This window comes from Gilliamella sp. GillExp13 (assembly GCF_001690815.1).
Lineage (GTDB): Bacteria > Pseudomonadota > Gammaproteobacteria > Enterobacterales > Orbaceae > Gilliamella > Gilliamella bombi.
Genome location: NZ_LZHJ01000121.1, coordinates 1 through 20,668 on the forward strand (window position 1 = coordinate 1; position 20,668 = coordinate 20,668).

The window sequence follows — 20,668 nt, forward strand, 5'->3', positions numbered from 1 at the left end:
TAGGCTTGATTAGGTTTTGAGTTTCTTTTTATCTCTCGACTTATTGTCGAAGGATGTCTATTGAGTAGCTGGGCTATCTCTTTTTTATTCTTTCCGGCTTGTAATAATACGAAAATCTGGTATCTTTCCTTCCTAGAAAGGTGATTATAATACATAGCAATCTCCAAACTGTGGTGGTGCGAAGGTGCTAGTATAAATCACCTTTCTACTTTCTTCACTCCACCGTGTTTAAAATTGCACTTCATGTTTGAATCCAGGGTTCTAATTCTGTGTAGTGATCATTAAGAATATGTTTTAAGTTTGTCATAGCAACTTTTTTTAATTTAGTATTAATTAATCAATATCTGTGGATTTTAGATAATCAGATAGTAGCATCATGTTGATCACTCCTCGATATTTGTTAATCATTATATTAATGTTAATGGCTTTTGTTTATTTATCTAAGTATACTGAAATACTGATGTAAAAAAATTAATGTGTTACTTATCAAAATTGCTCAGGTATGGTATTGATTTTATTTGATTTTTATCTTGATTTTTAATTAAAATCCTATAGTTATAAAATTATTGCTATTTTCAGCGCAGTTGGATTTTGCTGTCTTTGGTTTTGGAGGAGACTAAAATTTTTGTTAAAAACTTTCAAGTGAATTTGTGTTTATGTAAGAAAATAATCTAGATCTACTCAAGAATGTTTAAAAATGTGGCGTTTAAGCTAAATAGGTATTGCTTTATTATTTTATTGCTATAATATAGCCACTTCTTTGACGCGGGGTGGAGCAGCTTGGTAGCTCGTCGGGCTCATAACCCGAAGGTCGTTGGTTCAAATCCAGCCCCCGCAACCAATTTTAGCTAGTCCGCAACAACTCCACAGTACTCCCAAAAAATATACTTTATCTTTATACCATCACTATTCCGATTTTGGCACCGCTAGCAATGTTGATACTGCTTCGCTAATGCGCCTTGCTATGTAGCTATTGTTCATGGTGTATAAGTGAATTCCATCGACATCTTGAGAAACCAAATCAACAATCTGATCGATTGCATAAGCAATACCGGCATCACGAAATGCATCTGGATGATGTTCATATTTTTCCATCATCTGTTTAAACTTCTTCGGTAGGTTTACACCGCACATTGAGACCATGCGCTCAATTTGATTTTTATTGGTTACTGGCATAATTCCAGCTTCGATCGGTACATTAACGCCCATATCACGTGCTTTATCTAAAAAAGCATAAAAATAATCATTATCAAAAAAGAGCTGTGAAATCAGTTGATCGGTACCTGCATTGACCTTTTCTTTTAGGTGGATCAGATCTTGTTTTAGTGTTGCTGCTTCAAGGTGTCCTTCGGGATAGCATGCACCAATCACGTTAAAATCACCGTTTTCTTTAATGAATGTCACCAGCTCGCTAGCGTATCGAAAATCATCTTTAGGTTGCACATTCGGGTTGATGTCACCACGCAAAGCAAGCACATTATCAATTCCTGCACATTTAAGATCATGTAGGATTTTTTGCATTTCAGCTTTATCAAAATTGATCCCCGGCAAGTGAGCGACGCTTTCAATACCATAAGTATGTTTGACTGAGTGGGCAATATCAATGGTGGTTTGGCCATTTAAGCTACCACCTGCACCATAAGTGACACTGATAAAATCAGGTTTAAAATAACCAAGTTCACGTAATGTACTATAAATTGTTTCTAAAGGTGAGGTTTTTTTAGGGGGAAAAACCTCAAAGGAGAACACGGTTTTTTTATTAAATAGTAGATTTGTTTTCATTTGTTTCATCCATTGATTATGTCACTCATTTTCCTTATTGACACTTCCGCCGCCCAAATAGGCGGCGGAAACGTAAGGCTAAACAAAGTCTGCTTTGTTAATGAAAAACTTAACGACCTTGTAAAAACAGTGCTTATTTCAGTGTTTTTCTTACTTCTAAAGTGGCTTGTACTAAGTGTTGTAAGCTTTCAACCACTTCTTTTTCGCCACGAGTTTTTAAACCGCAATCTGGGTTGATCCACAATTTTTGGTTATCAATCTTCGCGAGTAACTTTTCAATCGTTGCTTTTATTTCGGCTACTGGTGGTACACGTGGTGAATGGATGTCGTAAACCCCAGGTCCCACTTCAGTTTTAAAATTGTTTGTATTAAGTACGTCAATCAACTGCAAATTAGAGCGAGAAGCCTCGAACGAAATAACATCGGCGTCCATTGCATCAATATCTTTAATAATGTCGGCAAATTCGCTATAACACATATGGGTGTGGATTTGCGTATCTGCTTGTACTTTGCTATGTACCAATCTAAACGCAGGGATAGCCCAATCAAGGTATTCACTGCTCCAATCGGCTTTACGCAGAGGTAATTTTTCTTTTAATGCCGCTTCGTCAATTTGAATGATCTTAATACCTGCTGCTTCAAGATCTAATACTTCATCACCAATTGCTAATGCTATTTGGAATACTGATTCTTTTTGAGAAATATCTTCTCGCGGGAATGACCAATTTAGAATAGTCACAGGTCCTGTTAACATACCTTTAACTGGTTTGTCTGTCAGGCTTTGTGCATATTTTGAATATGCAACGGTAATCGGTTTTGAACGTGAAATATCACCCCAAACAATTGGTGGCTTAACGCAACGAGTACCATAAGATTGTACCCATGCTTTTTCAGTAAACACAAAACCATTTAAGCTTTCACCAAAATATTCGACCATGTCATTACGTTCAAATTCACCATGTACTAACACATCAATACCAATTTTTTCTTGTAATTTAATGCATTCAGCAATTTTTTGTTGATTAAACTCAGTGTATTCGTTCAGGCAAATTTCACCTTTTTTGAATTTAGCACGATTTAAACGTACATCAGGCGTTTGTGGGAATGATCCAATAGTGGTTGTTGGTAATAGTGGCAAATTAAAGGCTTTTTTCTGCGTTGCTTCACGCACTGAAAATTCAGGTAAACGAGTAAAATCCGAATCTTTTAATGCGGCCACTTTTTGGCGTACTGTTTGATTTGCGCCCTCACGCTCACGAGTAAATAATGTTTGGTTAGCTTTATAAGCGGTATTATTTTCAGGATTTGCATCCTTAAATAATTGACCAAGTTCAGCAAGTTCTTGTAGCTTTTCTTGTGCAAAAGCAAAATAAGCGCGTTGTTGAATGGTTAATTTGGTTTCATTTTGCAATGTATAAGGAACATGTAGTAATGAACAAGAAGTATTGATTACAATATTTGCAGCTTTTTGTTTGATTTTACCAAGCAATGTTAAGGTCTTTTGGTAATTGTTTTTCCAGATATTTTTTCCATTTACCACACCAACAAATAAAACTTTATCGGCAGGGAAGCCATTGTTTTCAAGTAAAGTTAATGACTGTTTACCTTCAACAAAATCAAGACCAATACCATCAAAAGGTAAAGCGACAAGTTCTTTATAACAATCACGCACATCACCAAAATAGGTCTGTAGAACAATTTTGGTGTTACCTTTAACCGATAAAATCGCTTGATAAAGTTCGGTAAATAAAGCAATATCGTCTTTATTTAGGTCAGTGACTAAAATGGGTTCATCAATTTGGATCCACTCAGTACCAAGTGTTGTGAATTTTTGGATGATGTCTTGATAAGCTTTAATAATATCGTCTTTAAAATCAACAAGCTGTTTTTTACCTAAATACTGCGCTAATTTAAAAAAGGTTAAGGCTCCAATCACAACCGGCTTGGTTTGCACACCTAACGCTTTAGCTTCTTGATATTCGTCAAAAGGTTTAGTACCTGTTAACTTAATTTGTACTGAATCTTCAATTTCAGGTACTAAATAGTGGTAATTGGTGTTAAACCATTTTTTCATAGCGAGCGCTCTCACATCGCCTTTTTCACCCTGATAACCACGTGCCATCGCAAAATAACGGTCAAGTTCAGGTAAACCTAAATCTTGATAACGTTTTGGAATAACATTAAGTAAACACGCTGTATCTAACACCGCATCATAGAATGAAAAATCATTAGATGAAATAAAGGCAATTTTTTGAGCCGCTTGTTGTTTTAAATGCTCAGCTCGTAGCGTTTTAGCTTCGTTTAATAATTCAGCTTGTGTTTTATTACCTTTAAAATAGGCTTCTGTTGCAAATTTAAGTTCACGAAGCTTACCAATTCGAGGATATCCAATAACAGCAGTATTCATTTTTATTTCCTTTTTATCGACTTTCTTTGGTGATAAAGAAGATAACAAAAAAAACAGATATTGAATAATTCTAGTTTTTTATTGGTTAATATAGTTTTTAACTATAACTGATAAAATAAAAAAATCCCACTATAGTTAAATAGTAGGATTTAGTATTAAGTGATTTAACTTAAATTATTGACGCCACTCGCCACGAATAGGCCTTGAAAAATGAGCAAGAACGGCAATCATACAAATTTCAATTGAAACGCCCCAATAGATATGACCCAAAATTTCGCTCCAAAGCTCATAGCCATTTAAATTCCATAACCAACCAACAGTACCTTCGGCATCATAAGCAGGATGACGAAAGCCAAGTAATGGAATTAAAAAACCATGCATAGAAATAGTAATAATCGTGCCATAAACTGCGCCATACCATAGTCGGATTTTGTTGCAATAATATGCACCAGCCACATAAACAAAGGCGAAAGCAAAACTGAATAACCAGTGATAAAGCGTTACCGCACCAGAAACAGTTGCTGTTTGATAAATATAATCAAGTGAATGAGAATCAATCCCTAACCAACCAAGCCATGCATCAATATGTGCCGCTGGAGGCGAAATTTCACCCGGGACACGAGGAGGCATATTAACCTCTGATCCCCACTTAACTAAAGCACTAATAAAACCACCAATGATTGTTGTCCAAATAATGATTTGACGATTTGTTTTATTTCCAAACATACTGGGTTTTCCACAATTACAATAATAGGTGTGTGAATTATACTCCAGTGTAATTTTGGATAAAAGAAGAATAGAAAGAATTAGCTAACGGTAAACGTAATTGAAATAATAGAAAGTGGCCATTTATTAAAAATAATCTGTTAAATTTTTATAAACGGTATTTTTATAGTCCACAATTAATTAGTATTTTTATTGATAATAATATAAAATTTTAGATTTTGTTATCGGTTTTAAGTATGGTTTATTTTCTTTACGTGCTTTATTTTTTAGAAGTGTGTTTTATCTCCCCGGGTTTGGGTAATAATGGAATAGGCACAATATCTCCACAGGAAATTATCAATTTCATTATTGTTGTTTTGTTTATTTTTAATTGTATTGTGAATTTTTTTTACATCCTATTAAAAAAGCATAAACGTAGAGCCGATTATATTGTTGTAGCACTGTTGTTTTCTTTTATTACTTTTGTACCAATTAACAACACGATGAAAGAAATTAATGATGCAAAAAGCATGGAAAGAATGGAAAATAATATAAAAATCCAATAAAAACAGCAAATGTAGGAAGAGTTGAGCAACAAATAAAAATAAACAAGACTTAAATAAGTCTCACTTAATAATAGTTACAGAATGCTTTATGGCTATGTCTACAGATATAATATAAATAAGATCTAAAAACTAACAAAAAACCAGACAGTGCAATAATTCTGTTTAATATACAAAAAAATCGACCCTATCCTAAATTTTGTGTTTTTGCCAGTTAAAGTGTAAATATCCCAAACTTAGTACACAGCTCACGTAGAAAATCATGCTGCTTGTTTTAGTGTTTTATACTCAATCGGTGTCATGTTATTTAATGCCTCATGCGGTCTTTCGGTATTATAAATCGTTAACCATTCTTCGGTTATTCTCCTTGTTTGTGCTAAGTTGTTAAAAAGATATAAATCGAGTACTTCAGTTCGATAGGTACGATTAAATCGTTCAATATACCCGTTTTGATAGGGACTACTGGGCTGGATATAATCAATGGTTATATCATGTGATTTAGCCCAGTCGATGAATGTTTTTCCGGTAAACTCCGGTCCATTATCCACTCGTATTTTGAGTGGATAGCCATGATATTCGGCCAGTTTATCCAGATAACGGGTAATCCTTATTAAATCCTCTTTTACTTTTATCATAGAGAATTTTCTACTTTTTTGCTGTACTATTTTAGGGGATAGTTACATCTTCGCCCCCTTTCCAAAAAACAAAAATACAACCCTGTATTTATTCACAGTATTTTTACTGCTATACTGCCAATATTATAACTAGCCTTATGTATTAATTTATTATGATAACTCAACTAACTATTAATAATTTTGCTATTGTGGATCAGCTTCTTGTTGACTTTACTACGGGGATGACCGCTATTACGGGTGAAACGGGCGCGGGGAAGTCGATTGCTATTGATGCATTGGGATTATGTTTAGGTAATCGTTCTGATGCTTCATCTATTCGGCATGGGGCTGATCGTGTTGATATTTCGGCTTGTTTTGTGCTTGATGATACGCCAGCGGCTTTTGCTTGGTTACGCGAAAATCAACTTGATGAGGGTAATGAGTGCATTTTGCGACGAGTAATTAATCAAGATGGGCGTTCTAAAGCGTTTATTAATGGTCGAGCTGTTCCTATTTCGCAATTAAAAGATTTGGGGCAAATGTTGATTCAAATTCATGGGCAACATGAGCATCAGCGCCTGTTACGCAGTGATTATCAGCAGTTGTTGTTAAATCATTATATGAATGAACCAACACTACTTGCTCAAATGCATCAAGCCTATAAGAAATGGAAAGAAGCAACACGGGCTTACCAGCAATACGAAACAACAAGGCAAGAGCGTGATGCACATATGCAACTTTTGCAATATCAATTAAAAGAACTTAATGAATTTTCGCCCATTGAAGGGGAGTTTCAACAAATTGATGAAGAGTACAAACGGTTATCTAATAGCGAACAGTTAATTAATCTAAGCCAGCAATCTGTCATGTTGTTAGACGAGGCAGACGACTATAACGTCAGTAATTTACTAAGCAGTGTGAAAAATAGTGTTCAAGAACTAACCTCGCTTGATCCAGCGTTAAATAACGTTTATAACATGTTGGAAGAGGCATCTATTCAAATTAAAGAAGCAAGTGATGAGCTTCGTCATTATAGTGAACGTTTAGAACTCGATCCTGCTCGAGTCATGCAACTAGAACAGCGGTTATCTAAACAGATTGCTTTGGCGCGTAAACATCATGTCTTGCCCGAAGAATTGCCAGATTTACATCAAACTTTGTTAGCTGAATTTAAACAAATTAATCAGCAAGATGAACAAAGTGAACAACTTAAAAATGATATTACTAAATACCATCAAATCGCCGTTGAAATTGCTACAAAATTGCATCAAAAAAAGTTAACGATAAGCAAAACATTAGCTAAAAAAGTCACCACTATTATGCATGAATTATCTATGCCTAATGGACAATTTAGTATCGATATTGCTTTTGATGAAAATCGATTAAATGAAGACGGTGCCGATCAGGTAACATTTTTAGTCAGCACCAATGCAGGACAAAGCGCACAACCGCTTGCAAAAGTGGCTTCAGGTGGTGAGTTATCGCGTATTGCTTTGGCAATTCAAGTTTTAACTGCGCAAAAAATGGATACGCCAGCTTTAATCTTTGATGAAATCGATGTTGGGATCAGCGGTCCAACTGCCGCAAAAGTGGGGCAACTATTAAGGCAGCTTGGACAATCAACTCAAGTAATTACCGTTACTCATTTACCACAAGTTGCAGGACAAGCTAATCAACACTATTTTGTTAGTAAACAAACTAATGGTAAAAAAACCACTACAGATATGCAAAAATTAAACGAAAATGGGCGGTTAAACGAGTTAGCGAGATTATTAGGCGGCGATAAAATTACAGATGCAACATTAGCCAATGCGAAAGAGCTACTTATTATCTAACTTAATTGTGGTAATATAACGCTTTCATTTTTGGTGTGAAGGAAGCATGATCATGAGTCTATCGGGTAAACGTATTTTGTTAGGGATTACTGGTGGGATTGCCGCTTATAAATGTCCTGACCTTGTTCGCCATTTAAAAAAATCTGGCGCGCAAGTGCATGTAGTTTTGACTGATTCTGCTAGCCATTTTGTTACTAAAATGACGCTTCAAGCTGTTTCTGGCAATCAGGTTTCTAGCGATCTCTTTGATCCATCGGCCGAGCTTTCTATGAGTCATATTGAACTTGCCAAATGGGCTGATTTAGTATTAATTGCGCCTGCAACCGCCAATATTATTGCTAAAATGGCAAATGGTATTGCCGATGATTTGTTATCAACAATTTGTTTAGCAACATCTTCGCCAATTGCCATTGCTCCGGCGATGAATCAACAAATGTATAAAGCCGCCGCAACTCAACATAATTTATCTGTATTAGCGTCAAGAAATACCTTAATTTTAGGTCCAGACAGTGGTTTTCAAGCCTGCGGTGATGTTGGACCAGGACGTATGCTTGATCCGCTCACTATTGTTGAAGAAATAACCCACTATTTTAAATCAACCTCAGTGCTTTCAGATATATCAATTACCATTACGGCAGGACCAACAATCGAAGAAATCGATCCAGTTCGTTATATTAGTAATTACAGTTCAGGAAAAATGGGATTTGCAATTGCAAACGCCGCTGCTCAAATGGGTGCCAATGTCACATTAATTAGTGGACCAGTTCATTTACATACGCCGAATAATGTCAACCGAATTGACGTTAAAAGCGCTAAACAGATGTACGATGAAGCAATGAATCACGCTAAAAAATCAAATATTTTTATTTCTTGTGCCGCTGTTGCCGATTATCATGCTAAAACAATTGCGACACAAAAAATTAAAAAAACGGGTGATAACGATGAACTTGTGATTGAATTAGTTAAAAATCCCGATATTGTAGCTAGTGTCGCAGCACTAAAAACACATCGTCCTTTTGTGGTAGGGTTTGCCGCTGAAACTAATGATGTTAAAACTTATGCACTAAAAAAATTAACCGCAAAAAATTTAGATTTAATTTGTGCTAATGATGTTTCCGATAAAGCCATTGGCTTTAATTCCGATCAAAATGCATTAACACTGTATTGGCAAAATGGTGAGCAAACGTTACCATTAAGCAGTAAAAACCAATTAGCAACACAGTTACTTCAAACTGTTATAACACGATATAAAGCGAGTCATGATGAAAAGAAAAATTGATATAAAAGTATTAGACAAACGTTTAGGTAACGAATTTCCTCTACCTACTTATGCAACTGAAGGATCTGCAGGCATTGATTTAAGAGCAATGTTTGATAAAACAACCGAAATAAAACCAGGAGAAACTATCCTAACGCCGACTGGTTTATCAATGCATATTGCTGATCCTAGTTTAGCAGCATTAGTGTTACCGCGTTCAGGGCTTGGTTCAAAAAATGGTATTGTACTTGGTAATTTGGTGGGTTTGATTGATTCAGATTATCAAGGTCAACTATTTGTTCCTGTTTGGAATCGAAGCCAAACTCCTTTTGTGATTGAAGCAGGCGATCGAATTGCTCAACTAATCATTGTTCCGGTTGTACAAGCCGAATTTAACATTGTTGATGAATTTGTTGAATCAGCACGAGGCGAAGGTGGTTTTGGACATTCGGGTAAAAAATGATCGTGAGTAGCAAAAATAGAAATCGCAAAGAAGATATCTTACAAGCATTGGCAAAAATGCTTGAATCTAATGAAGGCACTCAAAGAATAACTACGGCCAAATTAGCTGCAACAGTAGGTGTTTCTGAAGCAGCTTTATATCGACATTTTCCGAGTAAAACAAAAATGTTTGAAAGTTTAATTGTCTATATTGAAGATATTTTGTTATCCCGTATAAATGTGATCATGCATGAAGAGCCAAATACATTTACTCGGTTACAACTTATTCTTGCTTTGATATTAGGATTTTCTGAAAAGAACCCAGGATTAACCAGAATTATGACTGGGCACGCATTAATGTTTGAGCAAGATCAGTTACAAGAACGTATTAGCCAGCTATTTGAACGAATTGAAACTCAAATTAAACAAGTTTTACGCGAGCGAAAAATTCGTGAAGGTGTTGCCTTCATAACTGATGAACGTATTTTATCTAGCCAATTATTAGCTTTTTGCGAGGGAATGATGGCACGTTATTCTCGTTCAGGTTTTAAATATCTACCAACAACTAATTTTGATACACGTTGGTCTTTATTAATCAAACAACTTGTTTAGCCAATTGTGAATTAAAATACTTTAACAAAAATTTCTATTACCCATTACTGAGGATAATAATATGAATTTTGAAGGTTTTTTAAATTATACCCTTTCATTTATTGAAAAATATGATGGGGTTGTATTTAGCTATATTGCTCATTTTTGCTTTGCCATTGTTATTTTTGTTATTGGTAGAACTATCGCTAGATTTATTAGCAACCAATTAAAAAGAATATTATCAAATCGACACGTTGATCCAACTGTTGTTAAATTTGTTAGTGCATTAGCATACTATGCGACTATTGTAATGACATTGGTTGCCGTTTTAGGTCAATTAGGAGTTCAAACAGCATCCATTGTTGCAGTGATTGGTGCCGCTGGCTTAGCTGTTGGTTTAGCGTTACAAGGTTCACTATCTAACTTTGCGGCTGGAGTTATTTTAATTATTTTTCGTCCATTTAAAGTCGGTGAAACGGTAATAATCAATAGTCAGCAAGGTATTATTGATTCTATACAAATTTTCTCAACATCTATTGTTACACCAACCAACGAACTAGTTATAATTCCTAACAGCCAAGTAGTAAGTGCTAATATTATCAACTATACTCGCTTACCAGAAAGACGTTTAGATTTGGTGGTTAATGTTGGTTATGATTCAGATATTCAAAAAGTCTATCAAGTGTTAAAGCAAGCAGTTGATAAAACTAATAATATATTAACATCCAAAGAGCCTACCATTCGATTAGATGTTTTAGATGCGTCCTCGATGAATTTTAATGTGTTAGTTTGGACATTAAACGAAAATTATGGCACGGTAAAAGGTGAGCTGCTTGAAAATATCAAAAATGGATTAACTGAAAATAATATTAATATTCCATACCCAACAATGGATATAAATCTTAACAATAAGTAGCCAATCAATTATTAAAAACTCCGTCTGTTTTATCAACGGAGTTTTTTATTATCTAATAACAATTAAATATCTTGATCCATATTTAGAGCTGGTTTTTCGCAATCAGGGCAACCCACCACTTTGGCTGGTACACCTGCAACGGTTGTATGCTGAGGTACGGGATCTAACACAACAGAGCCAGCTCCAATTTTAGCACCTTTGCCTATTTCAATATTACCTAAAATCGTTGAATGAGCTCCTATCATCACCCCTTCACGAATTTTTGGATGGCGATCACCATTTTCTTTACCCGTTCCGCCTAATGTAACCGATTGTAAAATAGAAACATCATTTTCAATTACTACTGTTTCTCCAATCACAATACCTGTTGCGTGATCAAACATTACTCCACAGCCAATTTTTGCCGCAGGGTGAATATCAACGCCAAATACAATCGCAATTTGGCTTTGTAAAAAAATAGCCAATGACTTACGATTTTGCCTCCAAAGCCAATGTGCAATTCGATAAGCTTGCAAGGATAAAAATCCTTTGTAATAAAGAAGTGGTGTTGAATAGTAATTAGTGGCTGGATCGCGAATATAAACAGCCATGATATCGCATATAGCTGACTGAATAATATTTTGGTCCGCTTGATAAGCCTGACGGGCAATTTCACGAATTTCAATAGCGGGCATAACCTGAGAAACAAGCTTATTAGCTAAAATATAGCTTAAAGCACTCCCCAGATCTTCATGATTGAGTAATGTTGCATGGAAATAACTAGCTAACATCGGCTCGCTTTCAACTAATTCAGAAGCTTCTTGTCGAATGGTTTGCCATAACATCTCGGGTTTAACAACTACTTTTACATCGTTCACTACAAGTCCCTATACATATTATCTAAATTGCTAATATTGTTTCGCAAACTTTCCTTAGAAGCAAGGGTTGTATTGATTTGACATCAATAAAAAGAAAAATGGAAACAATATGTCCCCATTTTTATAATTATTAGAGCTAATTTAAAATCATTGTTGTTTTGCTTTTTTTCGTCACTTAAAGTAAATATAGCTATTATCGAAGTAATCAAAACAACACCTGCGAGCACATAAAATGTTGTCGCATATCCTGTATTATCAAATAATTTACCCACAAACCATGACAACACAATAACGCCAAGATTTGATGAAATATTAAAACCAACTAAATAAAGTGTAGCAGATAACCGAGCATCAAAATTACCTACAATATATTTAAACATCGCCAAAATAAATAATGGAATTTCAATTGCATGAAATAACTTAACGAATGATATCAGATAAATATTATCTAACGTTGCAGATAATGCAATTCGGCAAATCATAACTAGTGCAGCAACTAATAGCGATTTTTTAGCTCCCATTTTGTTAATAAAATAAGGAGCAATGATCATACAAGTTGCTTCTAAAAAGACTTGGAAGGAATTTAAATAACCATAAACTTGATAGCCATCTTCTGGTTTTTCAAAAAAACCAGTATAAAAATTAGGAAATAACTGCTGATCATAGATAGTATAAAAACTATAAGTACCAATAACAAACAACACAAACAACCAAAATTATTGCAAACCAAACAGCGATAAGATTTCGCCCATTGTTGGTATAGTCGTTGTTTTTTCTACTAAAGCAGTATCGTTATTTGCAGTTGGTGATGCTTGATATTGTTTTGGCTTAAATATCATATTAATGGTGAAAAAGATAACCGCAACACCCGACGCCATCCAAAAGTTAATATGAGGATCAATGCCGAATAAAATACCCGCAACAAACGTTGCAGCAGCATAACCAAATGATCCCCAAAAACGAGCAGGACCAAATTCAAAGCCAAATAATCGACTAATACGTTCAATAAAAGAATCAATCAAAGCACTGCCCGAAATAAAGCTGGCACTTAAAACTGGTGCACCGATACAAACACCCCAAATAAAATCATTTTTTAATAAAGGTTCATACACATAAATTAAAAAAGGGCCAATAAGAACCATGATAATACTTTGGAAGGTCACTACGGCTTTACCTATTTGTAATTTATCTTGGATAATGCCATAGAAAATCATGAAAAACATGGCTGCGGCAGAATTAGCCGCATAAACAATACCTAACTGCTCACCTGATAAGTCAATTTTACTTTTTAGCCAAATTGCGTAAAAAGACCACCACAGCGACCACGCAGCATAAAAAGTAATAAGGTAACCAGACGAGAACCAATAGTTTCTATTTTTTATCATATTCATGTTTATTACTCTTATATTGTTGAAAATCGATGAAGTTTAACGTTAACATTATTGTCATATTTGATACTAAATAGATAGAACCAATTGTCATAAATGTTACTTACCTCACACTTTTTATCATTTCTATTTGTGGTATCATCATGCATAGTAATGGCTGATAATCATTTTTATCTTGTTAAACAAAAGGATTTAACTATGGCTTCACTTAAGGATGTTGCAAAGCTAGCATCTGTTTCATTGATGACGGTTTCACGCGCAATAAATAACCCTGAAAAATTAAATAAAGAAACTTACAAACGCGTTAAACAAGCTATTGAGCACCTTAATTACGTACCTGACTTATCGGCAAGGAAGATTCGTGGTGATAATTCAGGACCAAGAGCAATTGGTGTTTTGGCATTAGAAACAGCAATGACGCCATTTTCGGTAGAATTACTACAAGCCATAGAAAAGACTGCACAAGATCATGGCTGGAATACCTTTATAGTTAATTTATTTGATGATAAAGATCCCGATCATGCAATAAACACCCTGCTATCATATCGCCCTAACGGTATTATCTATACCACGATGGGATTAAGAAAAGTTGAACTTCCTGAAAAGTTATTAGATAAAAATGTTGTATTAGCCAACTGTATAAGTGATTCAAAACAACTAGCTTGCTACATTCCAAATGACTATTTGGGTCAATATCAAGCCATGCAACAGGTAATAAAGAAAGGCTATAAAAAACCATTATGCATTTATTTATCAGAAACCACATTAGCAGGGAAAACTAGACGTAAAGCTGTTGAGCAAGCGTGGTTAGATGCGGGTTACAATTTAAATAAGATTACTAGTTACCATACCTCAACTTTATCAGATGATCTTGCTCAAGAATATATGATGACGGTTGATATACTCAAACAGCATTGTAATAAAAACCCCGATTTTGATGTATTAATTTGTGGTAATGATCGAATAGCTTTTGTTGCTTATCAATATTTACTTGGTCAAGGACTTCATATTCCTTCTGATGTGGCTGTATTAGGTTACGATAACATGGTAGGTACTGGAGAACTATTTTATCCCCCCCTGACAACAGTGCAATTGCCTCATTATGAGATTGGAGAACAAGCAGCTTTACATATAATTAATAACAAAAACCAAAAACAGATAATACAGGTAGCATCACCTTATTTAGAAAGGAATTCATTATAGCTTACTTAAATTGACCGCCAAATGGCGATCAATTCAATCATCAATTACGCATAAATAGATTTTAACTGCCAGCTATCTACTTTTGTTATTTTGGCGCTACCATTTTCAGCAAATAAATTAACTACTCGCTCTGCTGGTAATTTTGGATAGATACGGCTTGAAAGGCTATATAAATCACCATTAACAAATACTTCTACAGATGAAGCATCAACATACACATGTAAAGTTAATTTTTGGCTCTCTGGTAATGGTACGCTACGATAACCAGTTAATTCAAGACCAGATAAACTACGATCAAGAACAATACGATTAGATTGTAAATCAACATATAGTAATGTTGCTTGTTTACCATTTTCAGTGGCTGCAAGTTGCAAACCAAAACGCTCAGCATCACTTTCTTTTAGATCAAATTCAACACAAAGTTCACAACAAATTGACTCAATATTGGTATTTTTAAGCTCACTATTGAGTATTATTTCATCAAATGATTTTGGCTTTTCGCGCAATGCTTCAAGTTCCTTTATTGGGCGATTTTTGACTTTATTATCTTGATCTAAAATCAGTTCACGAGGAAGTGTAAATGCGCCTGCCCATTTATCTTTTTTGCTTGGCATGGCTGACTGCCACATATCCATCCAAGCAAAAATAATACGACGTCCATCAGCGGCAAGAAATGATTGCGGTGCATAAAAATCGTGTCCAAAATCCATTTCTTGAAAGGGTTTAACTATTGAAAATTGCTGCCCAGGTTGCCAATTACCTACTATATAGCCTGATTGGAATTGATTACGATACTGATAACCTTTTGCTTTCAACCCTTGTGGTGAAAACATCAAAACCCATTTATCACCAAGTGGAAAAAAATCAGGGCATTCAAGCATATAAACATCTGGATCGATATCACTCACTACAACATGATCCAATTGCCATTCATTTAAATCATCAGATCTAAATAGTAAAACTTGACCAACATTATTTGGCGTTCTTTGACCAACAACCATCCACCATTTACCATCTTGTTGCCACACTTTAGGATCGCGAAAGTGCATTACTCCGTCTTGGGGGATAAGTACTGTGCCTTGCTTTTCAAAATGAATGCCATCTTTACTAGTTGCAAGACATTGGCTTTGTCGAATCTGTTCATCATAACCTTGGCCACTCAACCATATATGACCAGTATAAATTAAGCATAACTCACCATTATTATCTACGGCCGATCCAGAAAAACAGCCTGACTTATCAAATTCTTGATCGGGAGCAATAGCTATTGGCAACCTTCGCCATGTGATTAAATCATCACTAACAGCATGTCCCCAATGCATTGGTCCCCAATTTTCATCATAAGGATGATGCTGATAAAAGGCATGATATTGACCTTTAAAATAAATCAAACCGTTAGGATCATTCATCCAACCAGCTGGTGGAGCTAAATGAAAATGTGGATAATATTGTTTATTCATTGCTTTTTCTAAATTTTTAACAGCTAGATTGGCTTTATCAATAGCAGTAGACATAAAAACCCCTTTTTTATCCAATATTAGATACCTTTATTTAATAGTATCTTAATTTAATTGTTAACGTTAACTGTTAATGAAATTAGCGATAAAATATGTGATGATAGTCACATATTTTTAACGTTAACAATGAATTTTTTGTCAAATGATTTAGTCTATGGCGGACTTTTAAAAAATGACTATTATAAATTCAACAACAGATTAACTATTAATGACTTTACTAAAAAGTAAAAAGATGACATATTTCAAAAAACTCAAGTAATCTGTCACTATACTAGATTACCGCAGTAACTAACTATAATCGAGTTAAAAAATGAATAATACTAAAGTTTGGTCCCTTGGGGATGCCGTTATTGATTTATTGCCATTTGGTGATATGAATTATAAAGCATGTGCTGGTGGCGCACCTGCAAATGTTGCAATTGGTGTTGCAAAATTAGGGTTGCCTTCAGCGTTTATTGGTCGTGTTGGTAATGACCCTTTTGGTGATTTTATGGAAACCACATTCCGCCAATATAACGTTGATTGTCAAAGCATTGAAAAAGATGAACATCATCGAACAAGTACTGTGGTTGTTGATTTAGGAAAAAACGGTGAACGTAGTTTTACTTTTTTGGTTTCACCTTCAGCTGATCAATTTTTATCTCAGCAAGCAATTCCTAATTTTAACCAAGATATTTTACACTTTTGCTCTTTGGCGCTAGTTGGCCACACTTGCCGTCAAACACTTAAAATTGCGATTGAACAGCTTACCGCTAAAAATGGCCTAATCAGCTTTGATGTTAACTTGCGCGAACAGATGTGGGTCAATAAAGACGAAATGCGCACCACCATTACCCAATTTTGTCATGATGCTGATATCCTCAAACTATCAGACGAAGAACTATTTTGGTTAACTCAAAGCAATGATTGGAGTGAAGCATTAAATAAACTACAACAACACTATGAAGCATCATTAAAATTAATTACCAAAGGTAAAGATGGCAGCATTGTATTATGGCAAGGCAAAAATTTTTCGTTTGATTCGTACCATGTAAATAGTGTTGATACAACCGGTGCAGGTGATGCTTTTGTCGCAGGATTACTCAGCAGTATTGCATCATCAGGCATGCCTGATGATAAACTGATGTTAGAAAGCATGATGACCATTGCCAGTGCTTGTGGAGCCTTAGCTACAACCAAAAAAGGCGCATTAACTGCACTACCTGATAGTACATTTTTACAATCATTTATTAGCGATAATCCAACATTAACAGCAAAACAAATGGCATAATAAAAATAGTAAAAACTTACTAATAGGGCAGCAAAATTGAGCACAATAGTTTCAAAATATAATTGTTATTGACTGCCCTTTACCACTCAATAACTTAACTATTTAGTTAAATTACTGTTTATAAAATCAAATAGCATTTAACACCGACTGCATTGTGATCTTGCCCATTGATCTATCATAAAAACATCATCAATTGTCGATGGCTCAGGGAAAGCCAATTGATCTAATACTTTTGATACATTTTTAGCAATATCCATAAAACCAATTTTATGTTGCAAAAATGCTTCAACCGCAACTTCATTGGCGGCATTGAGCACAGTGGTAGCCGCTTGCCCTTGATTAAAGGCATCGATTGCCAATTTTAAACATGGATAACGGTCAAAGTCAGGTTGTTTAAATGTTAACGACGAAATTTGCGTAAAATCTAAAGGTGGTACGCTTGAAGGAACACGATCGGGGTAAGACATGGCATAAGCAATTGGCGTGCACATATCAGGCACACCAAGTTCAGCTATCACACTACCATCTTGATAACGTACCATTGAATGGATAATTGATTGTGGATGAATAATAATTTCCATTTCGTCGGCACTGGCATTAAATAGCCAACGAGCTTCAATATATTCCAGCCCTTTATTCATCATCGTTGCTGAATCAACAGATATTTTTTTTCCCATCGACCAATTAGGGTGAGCAACCGCTTGCTCGGGGGTGACATGTGCCAGTTTAGCTAAATCCCAATCACGAAATGGTCCGCCAGAACCTGTTAACACGATTTTAGTAATACCATGCTCAGCAAGGTTAGCAAAACCTAAATCATGCTGTACCGTCGTTGGTAAACTTTGAAAAATAGCGTTATGTTCGCTATCTACCGGCAACAACTCAGCACCATACTCTTTAACCGATTGCATAAATAAATGTCCACAGGTTACTAGCGATTCTTTATTGGCCAACAAAATACGCTTACCTTTTTTAATCGCAGCAAGAGTTGGTTTTAATCCTGCGGCTCCAACGATTGCGGCCATCACTTGATCGACCTCGGGCAACTGCGTTAATTCGCAAATGGCTTGTTCACCACTTAACACTTCAATATCCAATTTTAGATTGGCAAGATTTGCTCTTAATGCCATCTCAGCTTGCGCCGTTGCCATGGCAACGTATTTAGGCTTAAAAGCCAGACATTGCTCAGTCATTTTGGCAACGTTATTACCTCCTACTAAAGCATAAGCTTTAAATAGATGTGGATTTTGAGCAATAACCGCTAGCGTACTGCAACCAATTGAACCTGTCGAACCTAAAATTGTGATATTTTTCATATTAATACATTAAATCTATATTATGATTAGCTAAAAAATTAATAAATTCCTTGGTTGGCATTTTATCTGTAATAATTTGATTAAACAGAGTTAACTCACCAATAAAAGCCGGTTTAACTTGATTAAATTTAGTATAATCGGCAATCAAAATATTTTGACCTGATTTTTTTATAGCCTGCAATTTCATATCAAGTTCATCAAAATGATAACAAGTTGCACCTTGTTCAATATCAATCCCTGCGGCCGAAATAAATGCTTTATTTGGGCAAATCGAATTTAATCCACTATGCTGTCCAATAGCGCTAAAAATCGCATTATTAGCCTGATAATGACCTCCACATAAAATTGTCTTACAATTAGATTTATTTTGTAATGCTAAAAATGCGTTTAATGAATAACAGATAGCAGTAAAAGTTATTTCATCATCAATGGCATCAATAATAAAAGGAATAGTCGTACCGCAATCAAAAAAGACGGTATCGTTTTCTACAATGCATTTACTAGCTATATTGGCAATATATTGTTTTTCATAAACCTGTTTATCTTGTTGGTCTGACAAAAAATACGGGGTAATTTGATGACGAGCATCACTAACAACATAGCCACCCAAAACACTTAGGGAACAACCAACATTGCTCAAATCTCGGCGAATGGTCATTTCTGAAACAGCCAACAACTTAGCGGCTTCTTTTAAATGAATCTTATCTGTTTTTTTTAAAAGTTGAATAAGATCATTCACTCTTTTTTGTGATTGTGTTTCCATGCTGATCCTATAAATCAATAATAACAAGCTAGATAAGTAGCTTATTAATTGATATCATTGATTAATAATCACTGGTCGAAGTTACATTACCAGAAACAATCGCAATACCAGCACTAGCCCCTAAACGCGAAGCCCCCGCTTGAACCATTTTTTCAGCCGTTTGACGATCACGAATACCACCCGATGCCTTAACCCCCATCTCATTGCCAACGGTATCACGCATCAACTTAACATCCTCAACCGTTGCGCCAGATACACTAAACCCAGTCGAGGTTTTAACAAAAGCAACACCGATTTGCTTACAAATTTCACAGACTTTAGCAATTTCGTCTTTAGTTAATAAACAAGTTTCTAAAATCACTTTTAATGGCACAGCGCCACAAGCGTTAAATACCGCCTCAATATCTTGTTTAACCGCATCCCAATCATTGCTTTTTAACCAACCCACATTGATAACCATATCGATTTCTTGCGCACCTGCTTTAACCGTCATTTCGGTTTCAAAGGCTTTAGCGCTAGTTAGCATTGCACCTAAAGGAAAGCCAACTACTGAACACACTTTTACATCGCTACCTTTTAGTAAACTAGCCACTAAAGGAACATAGCCTGAATTAACACAAACTGAATAAAAATGATATTGTTTAGCTTCTTCACAGAGTTTAGTTATTTGGTCTTTTGTTGCGTTCATCGCAAGTAAAGTATGATCGATATACTTTGCATAATTCATAGTGATATCCTTAATTTTTTTAGTTTTGATGTCTAATTTAATAAATTTGTTAGGTGTAAAATGTTATTTTAATAACAGATATACGGTGATAATGTTATTATAGTAACATTATGTCGTAATTGCTTGAAATAGTACAGATAAAAATCTGTGTTTAAATTTTAGTTTTCCTAGATTACACCATGAAGTGCAATTTTAAACACGGTGGAGTGAAGAAAGTAGAAAGGTGATTTATACTAGCACCTTCGCACCACCACAGTTTGGAGATTGCTATGTATTATAATCACCTTTCTAGGAAGGAAAGATACCAAATTTTCGTATTATTACAAGCCGGAAAGAATAAAAAAGAGATAGCCCAGCTACTCAATAGACATCCTTCGACAATAAGTCGTGAGATAAAAAGAAACTCAAAACCTAATCAAGCCTATCAAGCACATGATGCGGTAACCCTAGCTAGGAAAAGGCGGAAAAACAGCGGTAATGGTAAGCCAATAGAGTCTTCGGTATGGCGCCAAGTT

General features: G+C 35.2%; 18 protein-coding genes, 1 tRNA gene and 1 pseudogene. 9 read left to right on the forward strand and 11 right to left on the reverse strand.

The window, feature by feature from the left end:
- Positions 1 to 155 (reverse strand): helix-turn-helix domain-containing protein (locus tag A9G37_RS13630; RefSeq protein ID WP_141671143.1); only part of this gene is annotated, 155 nt, incomplete at its 3' end.
- A gap of 609 nt (positions 156 to 764) precedes the next feature.
- On the opposite strand from A9G37_RS13630, the gene A9G37_RS08735 reads away from it, so the two are divergent.
- Positions 765 to 841, forward strand: a tRNA-Met gene (locus A9G37_RS08735).
- A 65-nt stretch (positions 842 to 906) separates the two neighbouring features.
- Here A9G37_RS08735 and metF read toward each other — a convergent pair.
- The 4 genes from metF to A9G37_RS08760 all read right to left on the reverse strand — a co-directional run bounded on the left by metF (position 907) and on the right by A9G37_RS08760 (position 6,122).
- Complete coding sequence (metF, locus tag A9G37_RS08740; protein WP_034909628.1) at positions 907 to 1,782, reverse strand: methylenetetrahydrofolate reductase [NAD(P)H]; 876 nt, start codon at positions 1,780 to 1,782, stop codon at positions 907 to 909.
- Positions 1,783 to 1,915: 133 nt separating this feature from the next.
- Positions 1,916 to 4,189, reverse strand: a complete 2,274-nt coding sequence (gene metE, locus A9G37_RS08745) for a 5-methyltetrahydropteroyltriglutamate--homocysteine S-methyltransferase (protein ID WP_065575281.1) — start codon at positions 4,187 to 4,189, stop codon at positions 1,916 to 1,918.
- A 174-nt stretch (positions 4,190 to 4,363) separates the two neighbouring features.
- A complete protein-coding gene (locus A9G37_RS08750) occupies positions 4,364 to 4,915 on the reverse strand; it encodes a DUF1440 domain-containing protein (RefSeq protein ID WP_034909547.1) in 552 nt (183 codons plus the stop codon).
- 802 nt (positions 4,916 to 5,717) lie between these two features.
- Positions 5,718 to 6,122, reverse strand: coding sequence for an IS3 family transposase (locus A9G37_RS08760; protein WP_065575283.1), 405 nt, complete (start codon positions 6,120 to 6,122; stop codon positions 5,718 to 5,720).
- A gap of 122 nt (positions 6,123 to 6,244) precedes the next feature.
- Here A9G37_RS08760 and recN point away from each other — a divergent pair, with 122 nt between their 5' ends.
- The 5 genes from recN (at position 6,245) to A9G37_RS08785 (ending at position 11,112) form a co-directional block, all read left to right on the forward strand.
- Entirely contained in the window at positions 6,245 to 7,906 is a 1,662-nt protein-coding gene (gene recN / locus A9G37_RS08765) for a DNA repair protein RecN (protein WP_065575284.1), read from the forward strand.
- Between the two features lie 52 nt (positions 7,907 to 7,958).
- Positions 7,959 to 9,185: a bifunctional phosphopantothenoylcysteine decarboxylase/phosphopantothenate--cysteine ligase CoaBC gene (gene coaBC, locus A9G37_RS08770; protein WP_065575285.1), complete on the forward strand. Its 1,227-nt coding sequence runs from the start codon at positions 7,959 to 7,961 to the stop codon at positions 9,183 to 9,185.
- Entirely contained in the window at positions 9,169 to 9,627 is a 459-nt protein-coding gene (gene dut / locus A9G37_RS08775; RefSeq protein ID WP_034909576.1) for a dUTP diphosphatase, read from the forward strand. Before coaBC ends, dut begins: the two co-directional genes overlap by 17 nt.
- Positions 9,624 to 10,217: a nucleoid occlusion factor SlmA gene (slmA, locus tag A9G37_RS08780; RefSeq protein ID WP_034909580.1), complete on the forward strand. Its 594-nt coding sequence runs from the start codon at positions 9,624 to 9,626 to the stop codon at positions 10,215 to 10,217. The genes dut and slmA overlap by 4 nt, the downstream gene beginning before the upstream one ends.
- Before the next feature lie 61 nt (positions 10,218 to 10,278).
- Positions 10,279 to 11,112 carry a mechanosensitive ion channel domain-containing protein gene (locus A9G37_RS08785; protein WP_065575286.1) on the forward strand — a complete coding sequence of 278 codons (834 nt, stop codon included), beginning with the start codon at positions 10,279 to 10,281 and terminating at the stop codon, positions 11,110 to 11,112.
- 62 nt (positions 11,113 to 11,174) lie between these two features.
- Here A9G37_RS08785 and cysE read toward each other — a convergent pair whose 3' ends face one another.
- A complete protein-coding gene (cysE, locus tag A9G37_RS08790) occupies positions 11,175 to 11,936 on the reverse strand; it encodes a serine O-acetyltransferase (protein ID WP_065575289.1) in 762 nt (253 codons plus the stop codon).
- A gap of 116 nt (positions 11,937 to 12,052) precedes the next feature.
- Positions 12,053 to 13,360: pseudogene (locus A9G37_RS13225) on the reverse strand (oligosaccharide MFS transporter).
- Positions 13,361 to 13,555: 195 nt separating this feature from the next.
- Here A9G37_RS13225 and A9G37_RS08805 point away from each other — a divergent pair.
- A complete protein-coding gene (locus A9G37_RS08805; protein ID WP_065575290.1) occupies positions 13,556 to 14,560 on the forward strand; it encodes a LacI family DNA-binding transcriptional regulator in 1,005 nt (334 codons plus the stop codon).
- A gap of 44 nt (positions 14,561 to 14,604) precedes the next feature.
- On the opposite strand, the gene A9G37_RS08810 is transcribed toward A9G37_RS08805, so the two are convergent.
- Complete coding sequence (locus A9G37_RS08810) at positions 14,605 to 16,074, reverse strand: glycoside hydrolase family 32 protein (RefSeq protein ID WP_065568909.1); 1,470 nt, start codon at positions 16,072 to 16,074, stop codon at positions 14,605 to 14,607.
- A gap of 313 nt (positions 16,075 to 16,387) precedes the next feature.
- On the opposite strand from A9G37_RS08810, the gene A9G37_RS08815 reads away from it, so the two are divergent.
- Entirely contained in the window at positions 16,388 to 17,347 is a 960-nt protein-coding gene (locus A9G37_RS08815) for an aminoimidazole riboside kinase (protein ID WP_065568910.1), read from the forward strand.
- A gap of 137 nt (positions 17,348 to 17,484) precedes the next feature.
- On the opposite strand, the gene ispC is transcribed toward A9G37_RS08815, so the two are convergent.
- From ispC to deoC, 3 genes are all read right to left on the reverse strand, one after another.
- Positions 17,485 to 18,663 (reverse strand): 1-deoxy-D-xylulose-5-phosphate reductoisomerase, encoded by a 1,179-nt coding sequence (gene ispC / locus A9G37_RS08820; RefSeq protein ID WP_065568911.1) that lies wholly within the window; start codon positions 18,661 to 18,663, stop codon positions 17,485 to 17,487.
- Between the two features lies 1 nt (position 18,664).
- Positions 18,665 to 19,426, reverse strand: a complete 762-nt coding sequence (deoR, locus tag A9G37_RS08825; protein ID WP_065568912.1) for a DNA-binding transcriptional repressor DeoR — start codon at positions 19,424 to 19,426, stop codon at positions 18,665 to 18,667.
- A 61-nt stretch (positions 19,427 to 19,487) separates the two neighbouring features.
- Positions 19,488 to 20,159 carry a deoxyribose-phosphate aldolase gene (gene deoC / locus A9G37_RS08830; RefSeq protein WP_065568913.1) on the reverse strand — a complete coding sequence of 224 codons (672 nt, stop codon included), beginning with the start codon at positions 20,157 to 20,159 and terminating at the stop codon, positions 19,488 to 19,490.
- A gap of 263 nt (positions 20,160 to 20,422) precedes the next feature.
- On the opposite strand from deoC, the gene A9G37_RS08835 reads away from it, so the two are divergent.
- A partial coding sequence (locus tag A9G37_RS08835) for a helix-turn-helix domain-containing protein (protein WP_065574496.1) occupies positions 20,423 to 20,668 on the forward strand: 246 nt, incomplete at its 3' end.